The following is an 18,173-nucleotide window of genomic DNA, read 5'->3' as shown; positions in this document are numbered from 1 at the left end:
GTACATTGCCGGCTTGCTCGGCCTGATCGCGGTGATTGCCTTGGTGGTGCACCAGGACGGGGACGCCATCCTCTCAGCACTCGACCATGCCGGTTGGGGCCTGTTGTGGCTACTTCCCTTCCATGCGTTACCGTTGCTGCTGGATGTGATCGGTTGGCGTGTATTACTGGCTCCGCGCGATCCACAGCGGCGTGCCGGCGTACTTGTTTTGTTCTGGATTGGAGCCGTTCGCGAGGCCTGCAACCGTCTGCTGCCGGTGGCCAATATCGGCGGTGAGATCGTCGGTATCCGGATGGCCAAGTGGTATGGAGTCGATGGTGCGGCGGCCACCGCCAGCATCGTCATCGAGGTGATGCTGACGCTGGTCAATCAGTACCTCTTCACCGCGCTAGGCATCGTGCTGATGATTGCATTGACCCATCACGTCGGCACTCTTGGTTCGCTGCTGGGGGCCCTGCTGGCCAGTCTGCCGTTGCCGATCGGCCTGTTCATGCTGTTGCACCATGGACAGTTGTTCTCGCGTCTGGAAACCGTAGCCGAAAAGCTTCTGGGGGGACGCTTGCGACTGACCGAACTGATCAACGGCAAGAGTCTCGACCAGGAGATCCGTGCACTCTCCGCCCGCCCGTCGCGGCTCGTTGTTGCCGGGGCCTGGCAGCTTGCCGGTTTCTTGGTGGGCAGCTTCGAGACGTGGCTGGCTTTGGAGATGTTGGGGTATTCGATCAGTGTCTGGGATGCCATCGCCATCGAAGCGGTGACCCAGGCCTTGCGTCACATCATTTTTATCGTGCCGGCCGGACTGGGCGTACAAGAGGGTGGCCTGGTCCTGTTCGGCAGCCTGATCGGGGTGCCGGCCGACGTCAGCATCGCGCTGTCGCTGGTCAAGCGCGTGCGCGAAGTGGGGTTCGGCGTGCCGGCCCTGCTTGCCTGGCAGTGGGCTGAAATGCGTCAGTTACGTGCCAGGGGAAAAGGCAATAACCTGTCCAAGCACCCGTGACGATGCGCCCGACCGTTAATACAAGTGATAAATAGGAGAGAAATTCTAATGTCGAGCGATGCCTCAACGGTTGATGCCGATTACGCCATGCGCCACTGGCTGAGCGAGGAGCCCGGCCAAATCGAGATTGGTTCCGAGGCGCACAAGCGGCTTTTCTGCCGTATGTTGCTGGACACCCACAACCCTTACAAACCCGCAGTGATCGTATGGCCAAAGTTGGATCCCGAGGCCTTGCAGCGTGTCACTTCGCTGCCGATCTGGGACATCGCTGTCCAGACCGAGGGGCGAGCTCAACTGCGGGTGTCGGCTTATACCGCATTGATCAACGATCCGTTGTTGCGTGAAGCGCTGGTCATGGATGGCGGCGAAGAGGCACGCCACAAGGTGGTACTTAGCAAACTGGTCGAGTTCTACGGCATTTCCCTGGCGCCGGAGCCGGCTTACCAGATGCCCAAGGACCCCGAATGGGGCTGGTTGGTCACCGGCTACAGCGAGTGCGTCGACAGTTTCTTCGGCTTCGGTTTATTCGAGGCGGCCAGGAGAACGGGCTACTTTCCGGACGAACTGGTGGAAACCTTCGAGCCGGTGATGCAGGAAGAGACTCGGCATATTCTTTTTTTCGCTAACTGGATCGCTTGGTACCGCCGCCAATTGCCTTGGTGGAAGCGGCTGGCTTTCGAGCTTAAGGTCGTGCGCGTATGGACCTTCCTGATCTGGGAGCGCATCGGCATTGCCAGGGGGCTGGATCACAATGGCGAGATGCAGGATGCCAATTTTGCTCTCACCGGTTCCCAGCAGATCGGCCTGGATCTCAAATTGTCCGAACTGCTCGATCTGTGCCTGGCCGAGGATGAGCGCCGTGCGGCAGGCTATGACAAGCGTCTGCTGCGTCCCACCTTCATGCCGCGTATGGCACGCTTGGTACGGCGGTTCATGCGCTGATAGTCCTAGCGGTGCTGTCTGAACCACATCACTGCATCCTCCATCGCCAGACGAACGGGCCCCGGTGTATAGCCGAGTTCGCGTTCGGCTTTGGCGCTGGAGAAGAACATGTATTTCTTGGACATGCGTACCTCTTCCACCGTCGCGATCGGCTGGGTTCCGTTCAGGCGTGCCCAAACCTCCGCAAGATGGGCTATGGGCATGACCGCTGCGTGCGGCAGTCTCCAGCGGGGCGGTGCGAGTCCGGCAATGTCGGCGATCTCGGCGAGCATCTCGCGCAAGGTGAGATTCTGCCCGCCCAGAATGTAGCGCTCGCCTACGACACCGTGCTGGAACGCTAGCCAGTGTCCTTCGGCTACATCGTCCACATGCACGATATTGAGACCGGTGTCGACATAGGCGGGCAGGCGACCGGCAATGGCATCGCGCACGATCCGGCCAGTGGGGGTGGGTTTGATGTCGCGCGGCCCGATCGGGGTCGAAGGATTGACGATCACCACTGGCAGGCCCTCGGTGGCGAACTCCCTGACCAGCGACTCGGCGAGAAACTTGGAGCGCTTGTAGTGTCCGATCATGTCACGCTCTGTCACAGCCGTGTTCTCGTCGCCAGGACCGCCGTCCTTGGAGATGCCAAGGGTAGCGACGCTGCTGGTATAGACAATACGTGGTACGCCTGCCGACTTGGCTGCCTCGAGTATGACGCGCGTGCCCTCGACGTTGGTACGGTAGAGTTGTTCGGGAAATGGCGCCCACAGCCTGTAATCGGCTGCCACGTGGAACAGGGCATCGCAGCCATCGCAAGCGTGCTGCAATGAAGCCGCCTGGGTGAGATCCCCTTCGACGACCTGCACGTTTAAATCTTGCAGATTGCGACGATCCGAGCTGGCTCGCACCAACACGCGCACATGATGATCATCGCGCAGGAGACGACGCACCACGGCCGAACCAACAAAACCAGTGGCTCCGGTTACTAATATCTTCACGGCATTACCATCAGAATAATCTTTGATTCGGGTGCCGATGGGCACCGGCCGGAGTCAGTATGCATGGGATGTCTCTTCGGTTACCTGTCGAAGCGCTTGTACCAGCCCTTCGCGACGTTGCGCCAATTGAAGCTGGCGTATCGATTTGCTTGGGAGCCTTACTTCTCCGTTCCGTGCCACTGACCGATAGGATGTGGTATTGGTGCCCATTGAATACTCGTTTCGAGAAACGCTTTTGCAGTCAGTCGATGGGTACTTCATATCAATCGGCCTTGGCTGGTTCGGATCGGGAAAGCCTGTATAACAAGGCGGGCAGGAATACGAAGGTCGATAACAGTACGGCGGACAGGCTCAGCAGCAAGAGCAGGCCCATGCTGGCCGTACCTGGATGGCGCGCTATCGCCAAGCTGCCAAAGGCTGTACCGGTAGTCAGTGCCGAAAACAGGATTGCACGCGCAGTGGGCGAGCCCAGGAATTGGCGTATCCCGCTGCGCCAGTTCATGACGAAATAGACGTTGAAGGACACGCCCACGCCCAACAGCAGTGGCAATGCGATGATATTGGCGAAGTTGATCGAAATGCCGAGCAGGCGTGCCAGTAGTGCAGTCAGCAAGGCCGACATCAGCAATGTCGCCATTACCAGAGCGGTGTCGAGCCCCCGCCGCAACACTGCTATCAGCACCATGGCGATGGTCAACGTGGCGTAGACAGCCGCCTGCTGGAAAGCCTGCAAGATGGTATCGGCTGACTTGACGGTATCGAATGCCGAGCCCACGGCTTGCGGTGCGATCGAATGGACTGCTTGGACGAAGCGGCGAAGACCGGCGGTATGTTGCGCCTCATCGCTCGGTGTCAATTGTATCCGTACCTGGCCATCGACGCTGAACCAGTCGCGCCTGACTTCGTCCGGCAGGCTTTGCGGGGTGATGTGCCCGGCGGAAAGCGAGTTCTTCAGTCGCTCGAAGGTTTCTGGCAGGAAACGCGACAGTGCCTGATTAGCGGTTAGCAGGATAGGGTCCGGGGCCTGTGCCAGCCGGCCCAGCAGCTCGCCGATACGTAGCAGCGGCGCACTCGGCGGCAGTGCATCCGCGACGCCAGCGATCGCCATGCTCGAATCATGCGCCGCCGCGCGCAAGTCGGCGGCCGTGGGCGCCGGCTTCGCCTCAGGGGAGCTCAGCACCGAGTACATCAAGTCCATAGCCTGCTGGATCTGGTCGAGCTTATCGGCTTGATTCTCGGGAACGAAGTCGGCGCCGGAAACCACCTGGGCCACTTCTGGCAGCGTACCCAGCCGTGCCCCGAGAGTACGTGCGCTGGCGAGATCGGGAACCAGGACGTTCAGGGTGAAAGGGTTGGTGTTCGGATCGCCCATCAGCGAACTCAGGGTCTGCATGGCTTCGGTGTCGGGGCGCTTGGTATGCAGCGGATTGGCATCGAAGGGTAAATTGATCGCACTCCACAGACCGGCCATGGCCAGTAGAGTGAAGGCCGCCAGTACCGGCATGCAGCGACGCGCCAACCAGTTGTCGGCGGCAGCTCCACCCGGCAGGGCGAGCTCCGAATGCTGTGCCCCGCGCGCAAGCAGGCCCAGCAGTGCCGGCAGTAGCGTCAAGGTGCAAAGCAGGGCTATCAGCATGCCGACTCCGGCGATGATGCCCAACTCGGCCATGCCGCTGAAATGGGTTGGCGCGAAAGCCAGGAAGCCCAAAGCGGTCGCCAGCGCGGCCAGACCGATCTGGCCTCCCACCTGGGTGCCCGTTTGATGCAGGATATCGGCGAAATCGCGGTCACCGCTTTGCAGGGCATGCAGGCGTACCCCGAACTGGATGCCGAAGTCGACCGCGAGACCAACGAACAGTACGGCGAAGGCGACCGAGACCAGATTCAGGCGGCCGACCGCGAAGGCGGCGAAACCCAGTGTGTAGAGCAGCCCCAACACCAAGGTGAGCACCACCGGCAGAATCAGCCGCCAAGAGCGTAGGGCCAACACCAGCCAGAAAACCACCAAGACGGCGCCGCCGATGGCGATGGGGGCGGCACGGTCGGTCAGCGAACGGAATTCCTCGTCCGATAGCGGTACCGAGCCGGTGTAGTTCACGCGGGCACGGCCGGCTTTCACATCCGGCAGGTCGGCGGCGATCTTCAGCATCGCCTGGGTAGCCGACTGACCCGGCTCGAGGGCATCGTGGTCGAGCACCGGGTTGATCAGCACGAGCTCCAGACCGCCGTTATGGCCGATCAACTGGGGAGTCAGCAACGCCTGCCAGGACAAGGGCGAGGCGTGGCCGTTCAAGGCATCGTCCAAAGACCTTGCTATGTTGCCGAGCGCGGCATCGTAGGCCGAAAGATAGTCACCCATGCCGTAGCGAACGGCTTCGACCATCATATCCAGGCCCTTGAGTAGGCCGCGGGCAGACGGGTCGGTGACCAGCGGCTCGAGCAACTGCCCGGCCTGCGTCATGCTGTCGATGACCTCGTACAATTCGTCGGGCGGCAGCAGCAGCAATCCCTCTCGATCGAGGAAAGAATTGATGCCTGGCGTGGACACCGAGCGTACGTGGCGCCGGTCGGCCGCCAGTGCATCGGCCAGCTCGAGTGCGGTTTCGCGCGCCTCCTCCGCCGTCGGCGCACGCACCACGGCAATGAGCGTATTGCTGAACTGCGGAAACTGGCTGGCGAACTCCAAGCTCTGTTGGCGCCATTGCAGACGTTCGGAAAACAGGTGATCCGAATCGGTGTCGATACTGAGGTGGGTGGATGCTCCCACCAAGCTGACCGCTGCCAACAGCGCCGCTAGCATCAGGACTACGAAGGGGTGACGGCCGCTGGAGTCCACCAGCCATACGAGGCATTGCCGCGCTATCCTAGTCATAACAACCTTATTACTGCGTGGGCTCCGGTACTACCTGTACAAGCGGAGCGAAGGTTGCGCCAGGCATCCGGAATTCAGCGGCGGATTCTATCATGTCTTCTTGCGTTGCAAGGCGGCTGGCGCTTCCAGGTCGGGAGCGGCTTTTGCTGCTGCGCGCAGCGCACGTACCGCTTTGTCCATGCACGAGGAAAGCCTCGGCAGGCGACTCAGCAGCCACGGCCGGCGCGCCAGGGTGGCGATCAACCGTGGCAACTGCGGCCGGCCCCAAGGGTCGATGGCGGCTTGCAGCGCTTCGGGGAGTGCATCGTCGCGCTCGTCGACAATGGCGCGAAGCGTGGCGAACGGCAGGTTGCGATCCGCAGCCACCGCAGCCACCGCAGCGCTTTCCATATCCACTGCTGCTGCGGCATAGCGGCTGTGCGCCGCCATCTTTGCCTTCGGGGTGGAAAGCGTTCTGCACGAGCTGAGCAGGGTGATGCCAGAAACGACTGGCAGTCCCGCCGATGCCAGCCGTTTTTGTAGTCGGCCGCACCAGACGGGGTCTGTCATGTAATTGCGGCCGTCTCCATCGAGTACGCCATGCGGGCAGAGCAGCGTGCCGCTGCGCAGACCGGCATCCAGGGCACCGGCGACACCGAATGTCGCCAGGCCTTTAGCGCCTGCGTCGGCCAGGGCTTGCGCCGCCTTCCACGCGGCTTCCGGCCCCATGCCGCTCAACCACAGGGCGCAGTCGCCGGCCAGGGGTATCAGACATTCGGGCCGTACGGACTTTGCCGTCAATGCTTGGGCCTCGACTTTCAAGGCGACCACGATGCCAGCCGAGTACAAGCTCACCGCTGCACCCAGGAGCGATTCAACAGATGCCGATAGCGGGCCAGCGCGTATAGAGGGAAATAGGCGGCATAACCGTGATACTTGAGGTAGTAAACCCGTGGAAAACCGGGAGCGTTGTGCGAGGGATGGGACCAGAGTCCGTCAGTTTGCTGGCAGGCGAGCAGAAAAGCGATACCGCGTTTCACCGATTCGGACTCCACTTCGCCCATGGCCAGTTGGGCCAGTACTGCCCATGCCGTCGAGTGTGGCGTGCTGATTCCTGCGTTGGTACCGGCCAGGTGCGGGTCGATGTAGCTGTCGTTGGTTTCGCCCCAGCCGCCATCGGGGTGTTGGCGCGTGCGTAGCCAGTCGACGGATTTGCGCAGGTAGGGTTGGCGGAGATCTTCGCCGGCCAAGGCAAGGCCGGAAAGTGCGCTCCAGGTGCCATAGATATAGTTGCTGCCCCAGCGGCCCCACCAACTGCCGTCGGGCTGTTGAGTCGTGCGCAGGTAGTCGATGCAGCGGCGCAGGCGGTCACGGTCTTGATCGCGCTTCAATATGCCGAGGCAGGCGGCCACGCGGCCGGAGACATCCTCGGTCGGGGGGTCGAGCAAAGCTCCGTGGTCTGCGAAGGGAATGGCATTGAGATAGTAGTGGGTGTTGTCGGCATCGAAGGCGGCAAAGCCGCCATTGCTCGACTGCAGGGCCAGCATCCAATCCACGGCGCGATCAATGTTGAAGGCATGTTGTCCGGGCTGTCCGCGATGACGGTCCGATATGTGCAACAAAGCTGCTACCAGTGCCGTGTCGTCGATGTCCGGATAATAGCCGTTGGCATACTGGAAGGCCCAGCCGCCCGGAGCCGCTTGGGGGGCCTGCGCTTCCCAGTCGCCCCTGCAATCGAGCTCCTGCCGCTGGACGAGCCAGTCGCCGGCCCGTGCGATGGCCGTCTGGGTTACCGTATCGTCACCGCTGTGGATCAGGGCCATGGCACTCCAGGCGGTATCCCACACCGGCGAAACGCAAGGCTGGCAGTAGGCCGAGCCGTCGTCACGATGGACGATCAGCTTCTGGATCGAGTGCAGGCAGGTCTTTCGGGCCGGATGATCCTTGGGGTAGCCGAGTAGAATCATCGCCTCGTAGCAATTGACCATCGGCGGGAAAATCGCACCCAGGCCGTCTTCGCCATTCAGGCGCGGCAAGAACCAGGCCTCGGCCTTGCGGATGGCATGCTGACGCAGCGATTTCGGCATCCAGCGATCAAGCGTACGAGCAAATTTGTCCAGTCCCAGGAAAATGCGGTTCAGCAGGCCGCCACGGAGGAAATAGTGGCGCTCCTGCTCCGGCGCAGTGACGAACAGCTCGCGGATATCCACTTGCTTGGGGTTGGCAGCCCGAGCCTTGAGCGAACAGAGGATCGTCAATGGCACCAGGGTGGTCCGCGCCCAGTAGGACATCTTTTCGATATGGATTGGCGCCCAGCGCGGCAACAGCATGATTTCGACCGGCAGATAAGGTACGGCACGCCAAGGGACCTGCTCGAACATCGCCAGTAGGATGCGGGTGAATACGTTGCTTTTGGCGGCGCCGCCAAGCGCCAGCACCGCCTCGCGCGCCCGACGCATATGTGGCGCTTCGGGGGAGTCGCCGGCGGCCTTGAGCGCATAATAGGCTTTGACCGTGCACGACAGGTCGATCGCGCCTCCCACGTATTGCGGCCAGCCGCCATGAGTCTCCTGGACCTGGGTAGCGCGCAAGTAGCGCGCCATCCTTTCCTGCAGGTCATCGTCAATCTCATCCGTGAAATGCATCATTAAAATGTATTCAGCGGTGATCGTGCAGTCGGATTCGAGCTCGAAACACCAGTGCCCATCGGCACCTTGCCGCCCCAGTAGCGCTGCGCGCGCACGTGCGATGGCCTGGTCCAGATCGGTTGTTTCGGGTTCGCGAGAGTGGCTATCGATACTGGCAGGGACAAGAAGAGAGGAACGTTCCATATGGCTGCATATCACTTGTATCGGTGGGTTGCTTTAAGCCGATTCGGCGAAGTAGGCGATGGCGCTCTTCGGCCAGGCAAGGTGTGGGTGAGGAGAAGTGCTCCATTCCGCGGATAGCGGCGTCAACGGAAGCTTGCGTGCGGATGCTGCGAACAGCCAGCGCAAACCGGTGTTGTAATTGCCGGTCAGACGAGTAAGCCCGATGGTGTAGGCTACCGCCTTGCGCGATACCTTTACTTGCTCGCCAGCGGAGAAATGGGGAGTTTGTTGCAGATTGCGCAGTGTCAGCACGGCGAGGCCGATACTCCACAAGCAGAAACGGCGAAACCCAGAGTGTCTGCTCGGAATCATCAGCGTATATTCCAACGCGTCGCGCAGGTGGGCATGAGCCACCCCGATGAGCTCGGTCAGTGCGCTCATATAGTTCGCATCCTGCTGGCCCGCTTGCAGCTCCTCCAATCGCACGCCATATCGGGCGAAGATGTCCTGCGGCAACCAGCAGACGCCACGGCGGTGATCTTCCCACTGATCCTTGAGGATATTGGTCATTTGCAGCCCTTGGCCGAAAGAGATCGCTAGACGCATCAAGGGATCACGCTGGCTGGCCAGGGCAGGATCGAAATCGATGAGCAGTTCCGTCAGCATTTCGCCCACTACGCCGGCTACGCAGTAGCAGTAGCAATCCATGTCGCACAGCGTTTTCAATCCATGCTGGCCTGCGTTGCGCTGGAAGTCGTGCATGCCGTGGGACATCACTTTCAGGCAATTGACGATCGCCATGCGCTGTGCCGGCATCAAGCTATTGGTAACCTGCAACACCAACGGCAATTGGCTCACCAGGTCACGCTCGGCTTCCGAGGTTTCCGTGGAGAATAGTGACGCCAGTTCGGCCGAGAAATATTGCGGTGCGATGCGACCAGTCACCGCATCGATGAATGCATCCTCGTAACGACGCTTTTCCTCGGCGGAAAACGCCGGTTCATCCTCGATGGTATCTGCGATGCGACACAACAGATAAGCATTGGTCACCGCACGGCGTAATAGTGGCGGCAATTGGGGAATGGTCAGTGCGAAAGTTCTGGAGACTTTCGAAAGGATGGCATCTTGATAAGCATCGGCACTGGTTGTTGAGGACTCGATAGCTAGAGCTGTTTGGGATTCAAGCATGATATGCCTTAGCTTTTCTCTTTTTCGACGAGTTACTTGTCATTCTGACACGAATTTCTCAATGGTAGAGTGCGCCAACCCTTGATTTATCAACCGGACCTAAAATGCATTGGCAGTAAAAAGCCTTGCAATTCAACGGATTATCTGTATTTGGCATAGGCGCGGTCGGTCCTGTCACGATCAAGCGTCACCTCCAGAGAGTAATACCGAGTTGAGACGTACTTTCATAGGAATAAGCTGTCGATGACCTCGACCATTTTGCTTGTGGTTAAGCGATCTTTCAAATCGTCGAAGGTCGCAGCAACACGCCGTGTTTCGACGATTCTCCGAACAGAGGGGCGCAGTCGGTTTTCGAGGTGGCCTGTTTGATCTTGCTAGACGCCGAATGAATACTTTGTCAAGCGACACATTGCGACGAGATGACGATTCATGGTAGGGCAGGCAGGCCCGATGAAGCGACCCTGTATCCGTACCCCTAATCTGCGACAGGCAGGCGGATCGGTAGACAGACGAGGAACTGCATAGCAATCGACAAGGGTAGTGGCATGGCCCCAGTCGCTGCAAGTTGTGCCGGAGATCAAGAAGAAAGGATTGGAACCAATCCGGAATATAGCCTCTTGACATTTGGCCGAAGCCTGGAAGCAGCGAAGAGCGATCCGTTGGCCACTGACGGCGACAGTGGCTCCTTCGGGGTAGTTTTGGCCTGAATTTGATCCTAAACGGAGATCCCTTTTGAGTGGTGCTTCGCATCCTGCAACGTCGGTGCATACTCTGGTATGTGGATGCTTGCAAACTCACCCCCGGCGGGATTGGTCCCTGACGCTGCTGATCTGGAGAGGCGTTCGGGATTTCAGTCACGGGTAAAGCCCAGTACCGGTGATTCATGGGTTGTAAATAGCCACTCTCCGGGATACGGGCTTCAAACCGGTCAATGTATACCAAGCACCGCTCGATGATGTCTTTTGCGAAACATTGCTCGATGCCTTGGCCTTGTTGAAGGACACGATATACAGCAAGGGCGAGAAACTCAGATGTGTCGCGCGCTCTGGGTAAATCCGATAAAGAGGTAGCATGGCGTGTCCGTAGCCGAATCCTTGTTTTCCCACGCAGCCGTGAATACCTTCACGAGGGGAGGGCATTGGATATTTTGCTCGAAGCAATCGAATTGCATTATAGGCGGTTGGTAATTCAACCCCAATAATTCAGCCTTGCGGAAAACTTTTTCCGCAAGGGTAACGGTGGACCAGGGCGAAGCAAAAGTGTTCGCCCATGCGGCCCTGCCGTTCAATTACGATGAGCCTACGTCTGCGCCCATCGTGGAAAGTCAGGTGCTGGTTCCGCGTCGCATTGGCGAGCGAGGCCCAACCTGTGGAGCTTGTTCAACCTACGCAGGACATCTCGTCCTAGGCGGCTGGCTTGGGCGAACTGCCAACGGTCGCCGCCAGGGTATCCCAGGTCCGGGAGCAGCATCGCGAGTTGTGCATCGAGATGACCGATCGTCATGTGGTCGTATGGCGACGGTCCATGTTCGAAAGACTGGGCCATCCATCGGATGCGTCCGCCGGGGCCGCTCATAGCGACTTCACGATGTGCTCGCGCAGCCACTGGTGTGCGGGATCGCGATGAACGCGCTCGTGCCAGAGCATGAGCATCTCGAAGCCCGGCACTTCCAAGGGCGGCTCGACCACTTGCAACGCATCGTTGTCGCGTACCAGCCGGGACGGCACCATTGCCACCAGATCGGTGCTCGTCAGTACCGATACGAGAAACAGGAAGTGCGGAACGGACAGCGCGACCCGTCGCGTCATGCCCAACTCGGCCAATGCCGTATCCGTCACGCCATGAAAGCCGCCGCCGTCCGGCGATACGATCACATGATCGAGCTTGCAGAGCTGCGCCAGCGTCGGACGGCGTTTCAATCGAGGATGTCCGATGCGGCCTGCCAGCACGTAGCGCTCGGTGAACAATGGCTTACGCCGCAGGGACGGCGGGGCTTCCGCGCTGATGTGGAAGGCCAGGTCGATATCGCCCTGTTCCGCCTGGCGGGCCAGCATCGGCGGGAGCAGTTCCAGGATTGCCAGCCGCGTGCCGGGCGCCGCCGACCGCAGCCCGGCCAGCGCTGGCGACAGGATGGTGGATTCGCCGTAGTCCGAGGCCACGATGCGCCAGGTCTGGTTGGCCTGGGCAGGGTCGAAGGGACTGCAAGGGGCTACCGCCTGTTCCAGTGCTTCCAGTGCCTGGCGTAGCGGCTCGCGCAGTTCGTCCGCGCGTGCGGTGGGCCGCATGCCTCGAGGGCCGGGCAGTAGCAACGGATCGCCGAAAACTTCCCGCAGCCTGGCGAGCTGTACGCTTACCGTGGGCTGCGACAGATGTAGGCGCATGGCCGCACGGGTCACGTTGTGCTCGGCGAGCAAGGCGTCGAGCGTGACCAGCAGGTTCAGGTCGAGACGCCTCAAGGAATTGTTCATGGCAATACCTGGGATTCTGGAAATTTATTTTCAATATACCAGAGGCCGCCCTATCGTGTGCCCATCTGCCGATGGAGCACCGAACCATGAATGTCCTTCTTGTCTACGTCCACCCTGAATCCCGATCCTTGAACGGTTCGCTCAAGGATTTCGCCATTCAGCGCCTGGAGCATGCGGGCCATACGGTCCGGGTGTCGGACCTGTACGCCATGAACTGGAAGGCCACGCTGGATGCGGACGACAATACCGCGCGGCAGCCTGGCGCGCGCTTCGATCCGTCCATGGACTCCAGGCAGGCGTTCGAGAATGGCACGCAGCGCGTCGATATCGCGCGCGAACAGGACAAGCTGCGCTGGGCCGATGGCGTGATCCTGCAGTTTCCGCTGTGGTGGTTCTCGATGCCGGCCATCCTCAAGGGCTGGGTCGAACGCGTGTATGCCTACGGCTTCGCCTATGGCGTGGGCGAGCACTCGGACACGCACTGGGGCGACCGCTACGGCGAAGGCATGCTGGCCGGCAAGCGTGCCATGCTGGTGGTGACGGCCGGCGGCTGGGCCTCGCACTACGAACCACGCGGCATCAACGGACCCATCGACGACATCCTGTTTCCCATCCAGCACGGCATCCTCTTCTATCCAGGCTTCGACGTGCTGCCGCCCCATGTGATCTATCGGACGAGCAGGATCGACGAGGCGGGGTTCTCGAAGGCCTGCGAGGCGCTGGGACAACGGCTGGATGATCTCTGGACGGCCGACCCCGTTCCTTTCCGCAGGCAGAACGCCGGGGACTACCTTATTCCGGAGCTGACGCTGAGGCCAGAGCTGGCGCCGGGGAGGTCCGGTTTCGACATCCATGTCGAACGGGATTAGCACCCACCGATATCGACCCGCTCGGCGAGAAAGTCCAGGAAGGCGCGCACGCGTAACGGCAGATAACCGCCTTGGCCGACATAGACGGCGTGGACTTCTTCGACGTCGCCCGGATTGCAGTTTTCGAGCACCGGCAGCAATCGGCCGGCCGCGATGTCCTCGCGCACCTGGAAGGCGGCCAGGCGCGCCAGACCCAACCCGGCCAAGGCCAGGCGATGCAGCGCCTCGCCGTCGCCGGCCTGCGCGTTGCCGGTCACCGGCACCACGATGTCCCCGCCGCCATGCCGCAACGGCCAGCCGGGCTGCGCACGCACGTAGTTCGCGCCCAGGCGATTATGTTGACGCAGATCCTCCGGTGTGGTCGGGGTGCCGTGGCGCGCCAGGTAGCTGGGCGCGCCGACGATCGTCATGCGCGTCTGGCCCAGTTTGCGCGCCATCAGGTTCGAGCTTTTCAGGGGGCCGGCGCGCACGGCCACGTCGGTACGCTGCTCCAGGATGTCGATGACCTCATCGGTCAGCACGATGTCCAGCGTCACGTCGGGGTGGCGTTCCAGGAATTCGGGCGCCAGCGGCAGCAGGAAACGGTGCCCGAAGGGAACGTTGGCATTCACCCGCAGCCGACCGCGCGGCGCCGTGTGTTCGCCGGCACAGCGTTCGGCTTCTTCCAGGTCGGCGAGGATACGTACGCCGCGCTCATAGAAGGCGCAACCCTCGGGCGTGAGCTGGAGCTGCCGGGTGGAGCGGTTCACCAGCCGCGTACCCAGGCGCTGCTCCAGGCGCGTGACCAGCTTGCTGACGGCCGAGGGCGTCATGCCGAAGGCGCGGGCGGCCGCGGAGAATCCGCCCAGCTCGATGGCGCGTACGAACACTTCGAGTTCGCCGGATCGGTTGACTTCCAGGCGGGCCATGGTCATCTCCTTGATGATTTCAAATCACAAATGTTTTTCCGGGAGAGAGTCTATTCCAAATTCGTCTTTGAATTCATGATTTATCAAAAAATGGATATTGAATTCACTTATATGAAAAGTCTTTCCAAAATTTTTCCCAGTGCCTCGACCACCGCGATACTGGCCCTGGTGCTCACGACGGGCGCATCCGTGACCGCCGTTCCGGTGGCTGCCGCTCTTCCCGCCTGGGTCGCAACCTGGGGCGCCAGCCCCCAGCCGGTCTGGGGGGTGGGCTTCCTGTTCCCCAGCAACGTCCCTTCCGAGTTGCACGATCAGACGGTGCGTCAGGTAGCGCGCGTCAGCCTAGGTGGACAACGCCTGCGCATCGTGCTGTCCAACGCCTACGGCAGCCAGCCTCTCGCCGTGGGCAAGGCCACGGTCGCACGCTCGCAAAGCGATGGTGCCGTTGCCGCCGACAGCCTGCGCACCGTGACATTTGGTGGCCGGGAGGAGGCGACGATCCTTCCCGGCGCATCGCTGGTCAGCGATCCCGTGGCATTGCCCATCCCCGCGTTGGCACAGATCGCGGTGAGTCTTTATCTGCCGGAAGCGACACCGGTCAGCACTTTTCACTGGGACGGCCGCCAGACCGGCTGGATCGTCCCCGGCGACCAGACCACGGCCCTGGCACTCGAGACGGCGGAAGGCTTTGCACAGAGCACCACGACACGCCTGCTGCTGTCGGGGATTCAGGTTGAAGTCGAACACGCGGTGCGAGCGGTCGTGGTGGTCGGCGACTCCATTACCGACGGGGCCGCTGCCAGCCTGGACAGGGATAGCCGCTGGCCGGACTTCCTGGCTGCGCGTCTGGCTCCGCATGGGGTGGCCGTCGTCAATGCCGGCATCTCTGGTGCCCAACTGCTGTCCGACGGCATGGGTGTTAATGCGCTGGCACGGCTGGATCGCGACGTACTGGCGCAACCGGGCGTGCAAAGCCTCGTCGTGATGCTGGGCATCAACGATATCGCCTGGCCGGGCATGGCCCTCGCGCCGGAAAGACCACGGCCGACACTGGAGGCTCTGACGGCCGGCTACCGCCAGTTGGCCGAGCAGGCCCGCGGCCGTGGGGTGCGGGTGATCGGCGCAACGCTCACCCCGTTCGAGGGGGCGTTGCCCGGCACGCCGCTGGACGACTACTACCACCCCGACAAGGAAGCTTTGCGCCAGCGGGTCAACGAATGGATTCGCCACGGCGGTGCGTTCGACGCGGTGATCGACTTCGATGCGGCACTGCGCGATCCCGTCCATCCAGCCCGAATCGACGCGCACTTCGACTCCGGCGACCACCTGCATCCCGGCGACCAAGGCAATCGGGCGATGGCCGAAGCCGTCGATCTCGATGTCTTGCTGCCGGGTCTCGGTGCCTCGCGGGACAACGCAATGCCAAATACATCTCAGGAGCGCTGAACCATGCTGTTCACAGCCTATCGCCTGGGCAATCTCGAGCTGCCCAACCGTATCCTCATGCCGCCAATGACCCGCTCGCGCGCAGGCGCCGGCAATGTGCCCACCGCGCTGATGGCCGACTATTACGCCCAGCGTGCCTCCGCCGGGCTGATCGTCAGCGAGGGCACGCAGATCAGCCAGCAGGGCCAGGGCTATGCCTGGACGCCCGGTATCCACAGCCGGCAACAGGTGGCCGGTTGGCGCGGCGTCACCGATGCCGTGCATGCCGCTGGCGGGCGCATATTCGCGCAGTTGTGGCACGTCGGCCGGATCTCGCACGTCTCCCTTCAGCCGAACGGTGCCGCGCCGGTATCCTCTTCGCCGCTGCTGGCCGACGGCGTCAAGGTCTTCATCGACCCCGAGGGCAGAGGGCCGCAAGCCGGCGTCGGCGAGATGGTGCAGCATTCGGCACCGCGCGCCCTGTCCGAGGCCGAGATCGCTCAGGTCGTGCGGGACTTCGCCGCTGCCGCGCGCCATGCACTGGAGGCCGGCTTCGATGGTGTCGAGCTGCATGGCGCCAACGGCTACCTCATCAACCAGTTCATCGACTCGCGGGCCAATACGCGCAGCGACGACTATGGCGGATCGCTGTCCAACCGGCTGCGCTTTTTGCGCGAAGTCACCGAGGCCGTGGTCGCGGTGGCCGGACGCGGGCGCGTCGGCGTGCGGCTGGCGCCGCTCACCACGCTGCAAGGCGCGGTGGACGACACACCGCAGGCTACCTACTTGGGCGCGGCCAAGCTGCTCGACGATCTCGGCGTGGTCTACATCCATATCGCCGAGGCCGATTGGGAAGACGCGCCCGACATGCCGGTGGCATTCAAGGAGGCGCTGCGGCTGATTTACGGCGGCACGCTGATCTACGCGGGCAAGTACACGCTCGAGCGTGCCGAGGCTGCGCTGCGCGATGGCTGGGCCGACTTGATCGGTTTCGGCCGGCCGTTCATCGCCAATCCGGATTTGCCTCGGCGCCTGCGTCACGGCTGGCCGTTGAACGAGCCCGACGCGAGCCGCTTCTTCGGCGGCGCAGTCGCAGGCTACACCGACTATCCGTTCGCGACGCAGGACGGACAGGCCGCCGCGATGGAGGAAGACGTGCGATGAGCCAGCGCAATGTCGTCCATCGCGGCGTCTGGGCGCTGGCGGTCACGGCGTTCGCCATCGGCGTGGCCGAGTTCATCGTGGTCGGCGTGCTGCCGGCTATCGCCGAGGACCTCGGCGTACCGCTGGCACGCGCCGGCGGGCTGGTGGGGCTGTACGCGCTGGCATTGGCCATCGGTACGCCGCTGGTGGTACTGGGATTGGCCCGGCTGCCGCGCAAGCCCGTGCTACTGACCTTGGTGGCGGTGTTTCTCGCCGGCAACCTGCTGTCGGCGCTCTCGACCAGCTATGCGATGCTGCTGGCCGGGCGCATCTTGACGGCGGTGGCTCATGGCAGCTTCTTCGCCATCGGCGCGACACTGGCAGCCCGGCTAGCCCCCGAGGGGCAGGCCAGCCGGGCGATCGCGCTGATGTTCGCGGGCCTCACGCTGGCGATGGTGACCGGCGTGCCGCTAGGTAGCTTGATCGGCAACGGCTTGGGTTGGCGGTTGCCATTCTTCGCCGTCGTGCTGTTGGCCGCGCTGGGCTGGCTGGCGACCGCACTGTGGGTACCAGCCCTGCCGGCGCAGGCGGCAGGGCGTGCCGGTAGCCAACTGACGGCGCTGGCGCGACCCGAGATCCTGACGATGATGAGCATCACCAGCCTCGGCTTCGGTGCCAGCTTCGCGGCTTTCACTTTCATCACGCCGATCCTGACCGACATCACCGGCTTCTCGACGCGGATTTCCAGCCTGCTGCTGGTGGTGTTCGGCGTGGCGACGCTGGTGGGCAATCTCATGGGCGGGCGCTGGGCCGCCAACCTGGGCTGGCCGGTAGCGCTGCGGCGCATGCTGGTGGGTCTGCTGGTCGTACTCGTGGCGATCGCATTACTGATGCCCTACCGGATACCGATGGTGGCGCTGCTGTTCGTCTGGGGCCTGCTGGCCTTCGGCATGTCGCCGGGCTTCCAGGCCGGCATGCTGGCTACCGCTGAACGCTGGACGCCGCGTGCGGTGGATTTCGCTTCGGCGTTGAACATTTCGGCATTCAACCTGGGTATCACGCTGGGGGAGACGTTGGGTAGCGTACTGGTGGTGCGAGGTGATATGGCGCTGACGCCTTGGGCGGGTGTCGGGCTGGCGTTGATCGCGCAGTTGCCGCTGGCGTGGCTGGCACAGCGGTCGTCCGGTGCCGGAACGGTACCGGCCGTTGGTGGGTGGGAGGGGCGATGATGGGGGATGCCATCTTCGCCGCTTCCTGGCTGTTGCCGAAGAACGCCGCACCGCCCGAGTTGTCGAGCGATTGCAGATCGGGTAGTCGTCGCTGTCGCGTGCCTTCAAGGAACTGGTAAAGAGGCTCGGGGAGGTAGCCTTTCGGCTGTCACACCGGTCGCTCCGGGCGGGCAAGCTGTTTTCGGAGCGGGTGCGCAGGCCGGCGGCATGCCGTATCCATCAGGGGATGGCTCGGTCTATCGCAGCCGTTTGCTTCTCCGGGGCAATGGCATCATCCGCAAACCCATGGCTTCGAATACAAGGACCTGGACGGCAATGTCCGGCACTGGCGCCTCCTGTCAGAGCCAATTGGCGAAACCC

Annotated in this window: 13 protein-coding genes; 6 read left to right on the top strand and 7 right to left on the bottom strand. The window is 62.2% G+C overall.

The genetic code is table 11. The features are described 5' to 3' along the window. Nucleotides 1–13 precede the first annotated feature (13 nt). Both ACGI6K_RS12525 and ACGI6K_RS12520 read left to right on the top strand, forming a co-directional pair. The gene (locus ACGI6K_RS12525; RefSeq protein WP_394542921.1) at nt 14–997 is read left to right on the top strand and encodes a flippase-like domain-containing protein; all 984 of its coding nucleotides are present in this window, start codon (nt 14–16) and stop codon (nt 995–997) included. Between the two features lie 48 nt (nt 998–1,045). Continuing rightward, on the top strand, nt 1,046–1,939 hold the full coding sequence (locus ACGI6K_RS12520) for a ferritin-like domain-containing protein (protein WP_376946785.1): 894 nt from the start codon (nt 1,046–1,048) through the stop codon (nt 1,937–1,939). 5 nt (nt 1,940–1,944) lie between these two features. Here ACGI6K_RS12520 and hpnA read toward each other — a convergent pair whose 3' ends face one another. The 6 genes from hpnA to ACGI6K_RS12490 form a co-directional block, all read right to left on the bottom strand. Then, complete coding sequence (hpnA, locus tag ACGI6K_RS12515) at nt 1,945–2,967, bottom strand: hopanoid-associated sugar epimerase (RefSeq protein ID WP_376946787.1); 1,023 nt, start codon at nt 2,965–2,967, stop codon at nt 1,945–1,947. A gap of 217 nt (nt 2,968–3,184) precedes the next feature. Further along, entirely contained in the window at nt 3,185–5,794 is a 2,610-nt protein-coding gene (locus tag ACGI6K_RS12510) for an MMPL family transporter (protein ID WP_376946789.1), read from the bottom strand. 90 nt (nt 5,795–5,884) lie between these two features. Then, nucleotides 5,885–6,595 (bottom strand): phosphorylase family protein, encoded by a 711-nt coding sequence (locus ACGI6K_RS12505; RefSeq protein ID WP_376946791.1) that lies wholly within the window; start codon nt 6,593–6,595, stop codon nt 5,885–5,887. Nucleotides 6,596–6,624: 29 nt separating this feature from the next. Beyond that, nucleotides 6,625–8,604, bottom strand: a complete 1,980-nt coding sequence (gene shc, locus ACGI6K_RS12500) for a squalene--hopene cyclase (protein WP_376946793.1) — start codon at nt 8,602–8,604, stop codon at nt 6,625–6,627. A 33-nt stretch (nt 8,605–8,637) separates the two neighbouring features. After that, entirely contained in the window at nt 8,638–9,771 is a 1,134-nt protein-coding gene (locus ACGI6K_RS12495; RefSeq protein WP_376946795.1) for a phytoene/squalene synthase family protein, read from the bottom strand. Nucleotides 9,772–11,342: 1,571 nt separating this feature from the next. Beyond that, complete coding sequence (locus ACGI6K_RS12490; protein ID WP_376946797.1) at nt 11,343–12,239, bottom strand: LysR family transcriptional regulator; 897 nt, start codon at nt 12,237–12,239, stop codon at nt 11,343–11,345. Between the two features lie 86 nt (nt 12,240–12,325). Here ACGI6K_RS12490 and ACGI6K_RS12485 point away from each other — a divergent pair, with 86 nt between their 5' ends. Further along, entirely contained in the window at nt 12,326–13,108 is a 783-nt protein-coding gene (locus tag ACGI6K_RS12485) for an NAD(P)H-dependent oxidoreductase (protein WP_376946799.1), read from the top strand. Here ACGI6K_RS12485 and ACGI6K_RS12480 read toward each other — a convergent pair. Further along, nucleotides 13,105–14,016, bottom strand: a complete 912-nt coding sequence (locus tag ACGI6K_RS12480) for a LysR family transcriptional regulator (protein ID WP_376946801.1) — start codon at nt 14,014–14,016, stop codon at nt 13,105–13,107. The two genes, ACGI6K_RS12485 and ACGI6K_RS12480, sit on opposite strands and share 4 nt — an antisense overlap. Before the next feature lie 90 nt (nt 14,017–14,106). Here ACGI6K_RS12480 and ACGI6K_RS12475 point away from each other — a divergent pair, with 90 nt between their 5' ends. Genes ACGI6K_RS12475 through ACGI6K_RS12465 form a run of 3 tightly spaced genes read left to right on the top strand, consistent with a single transcriptional unit; the run spans nt 14,107 to nt 17,813 of the window. Next, a complete protein-coding gene (locus ACGI6K_RS12475) occupies nt 14,107–15,462 on the top strand; it encodes an SGNH/GDSL hydrolase family protein (protein WP_376946811.1) in 1,356 nt (451 codons plus the stop codon). A 3-nt stretch (nt 15,463–15,465) separates the two neighbouring features. Continuing rightward, nucleotides 15,466–16,605 (top strand): alkene reductase, encoded by a 1,140-nt coding sequence (locus tag ACGI6K_RS12470; protein WP_376946803.1) that lies wholly within the window; start codon nt 15,466–15,468, stop codon nt 16,603–16,605. Then, nucleotides 16,602–17,813: an MFS transporter gene (locus tag ACGI6K_RS12465; RefSeq protein WP_376946805.1), complete on the top strand. Its 1,212-nt coding sequence runs from the start codon at nt 16,602–16,604 to the stop codon at nt 17,811–17,813. The genes ACGI6K_RS12470 and ACGI6K_RS12465 overlap by 4 nt, the downstream gene beginning before the upstream one ends. Nucleotides 17,814–18,173 lie beyond the last annotated feature (360 nt).

The sequence above is a fragment of the Azorhizophilus paspali genome (genome assembly GCF_043587585.2).
In the GTDB taxonomy this organism is placed as follows: Bacteria; Pseudomonadota; Gammaproteobacteria; order Pseudomonadales; family Pseudomonadaceae; genus Azotobacter; species Azotobacter paspali.
This window is presented reverse-complemented; position numbering and strand designations above follow the sequence as displayed.

Excerpts from the sequence above, each read along its gene's own strand:
- ACGI6K_RS12520 (WP_376946785.1), top strand. The coding sequence starts at position 1,046 with ATGTCGAGCGATGCCTCAACGGTTGATGCCGATTACGCCATGCGCCAC.
- ACGI6K_RS12510 (WP_376946789.1), bottom strand. The coding sequence starts at position 5,794 with ATGACTAGGATAGCGCGGCAATGCCTCGTATGGCTGGTGGACTCCAGC.
- shc (WP_376946793.1), bottom strand. The coding sequence starts at position 8,604 with ATGGAACGTTCCTCTCTTCTTGTCCCTGCCAGTATCGATAGCCACTCT.
- ACGI6K_RS12495 (WP_376946795.1), bottom strand. The coding sequence starts at position 9,771 with ATGCTTGAATCCCAAACAGCTCTAGCTATCGAGTCCTCAACAACCAGT.
- ACGI6K_RS12490 (WP_376946797.1), bottom strand. The coding sequence starts at position 12,239 with ATGAACAATTCCTTGAGGCGTCTCGACCTGAACCTGCTGGTCACGCTC.
- ACGI6K_RS12485 (WP_376946799.1), top strand. The coding sequence starts at position 12,326 with ATGAATGTCCTTCTTGTCTACGTCCACCCTGAATCCCGATCCTTGAAC.
- ACGI6K_RS12480 (WP_376946801.1), bottom strand. The coding sequence starts at position 14,016 with ATGGCCCGCCTGGAAGTCAACCGATCCGGCGAACTCGAAGTGTTCGTA.
- ACGI6K_RS12475 (WP_376946811.1), top strand. The coding sequence starts at position 14,107 with ATGGATATTGAATTCACTTATATGAAAAGTCTTTCCAAAATTTTTCCC.
- ACGI6K_RS12470 (WP_376946803.1), top strand. The coding sequence starts at position 15,466 with ATGCTGTTCACAGCCTATCGCCTGGGCAATCTCGAGCTGCCCAACCGT.
- ACGI6K_RS12465 (WP_376946805.1), top strand. The coding sequence starts at position 16,602 with ATGAGCCAGCGCAATGTCGTCCATCGCGGCGTCTGGGCGCTGGCGGTC.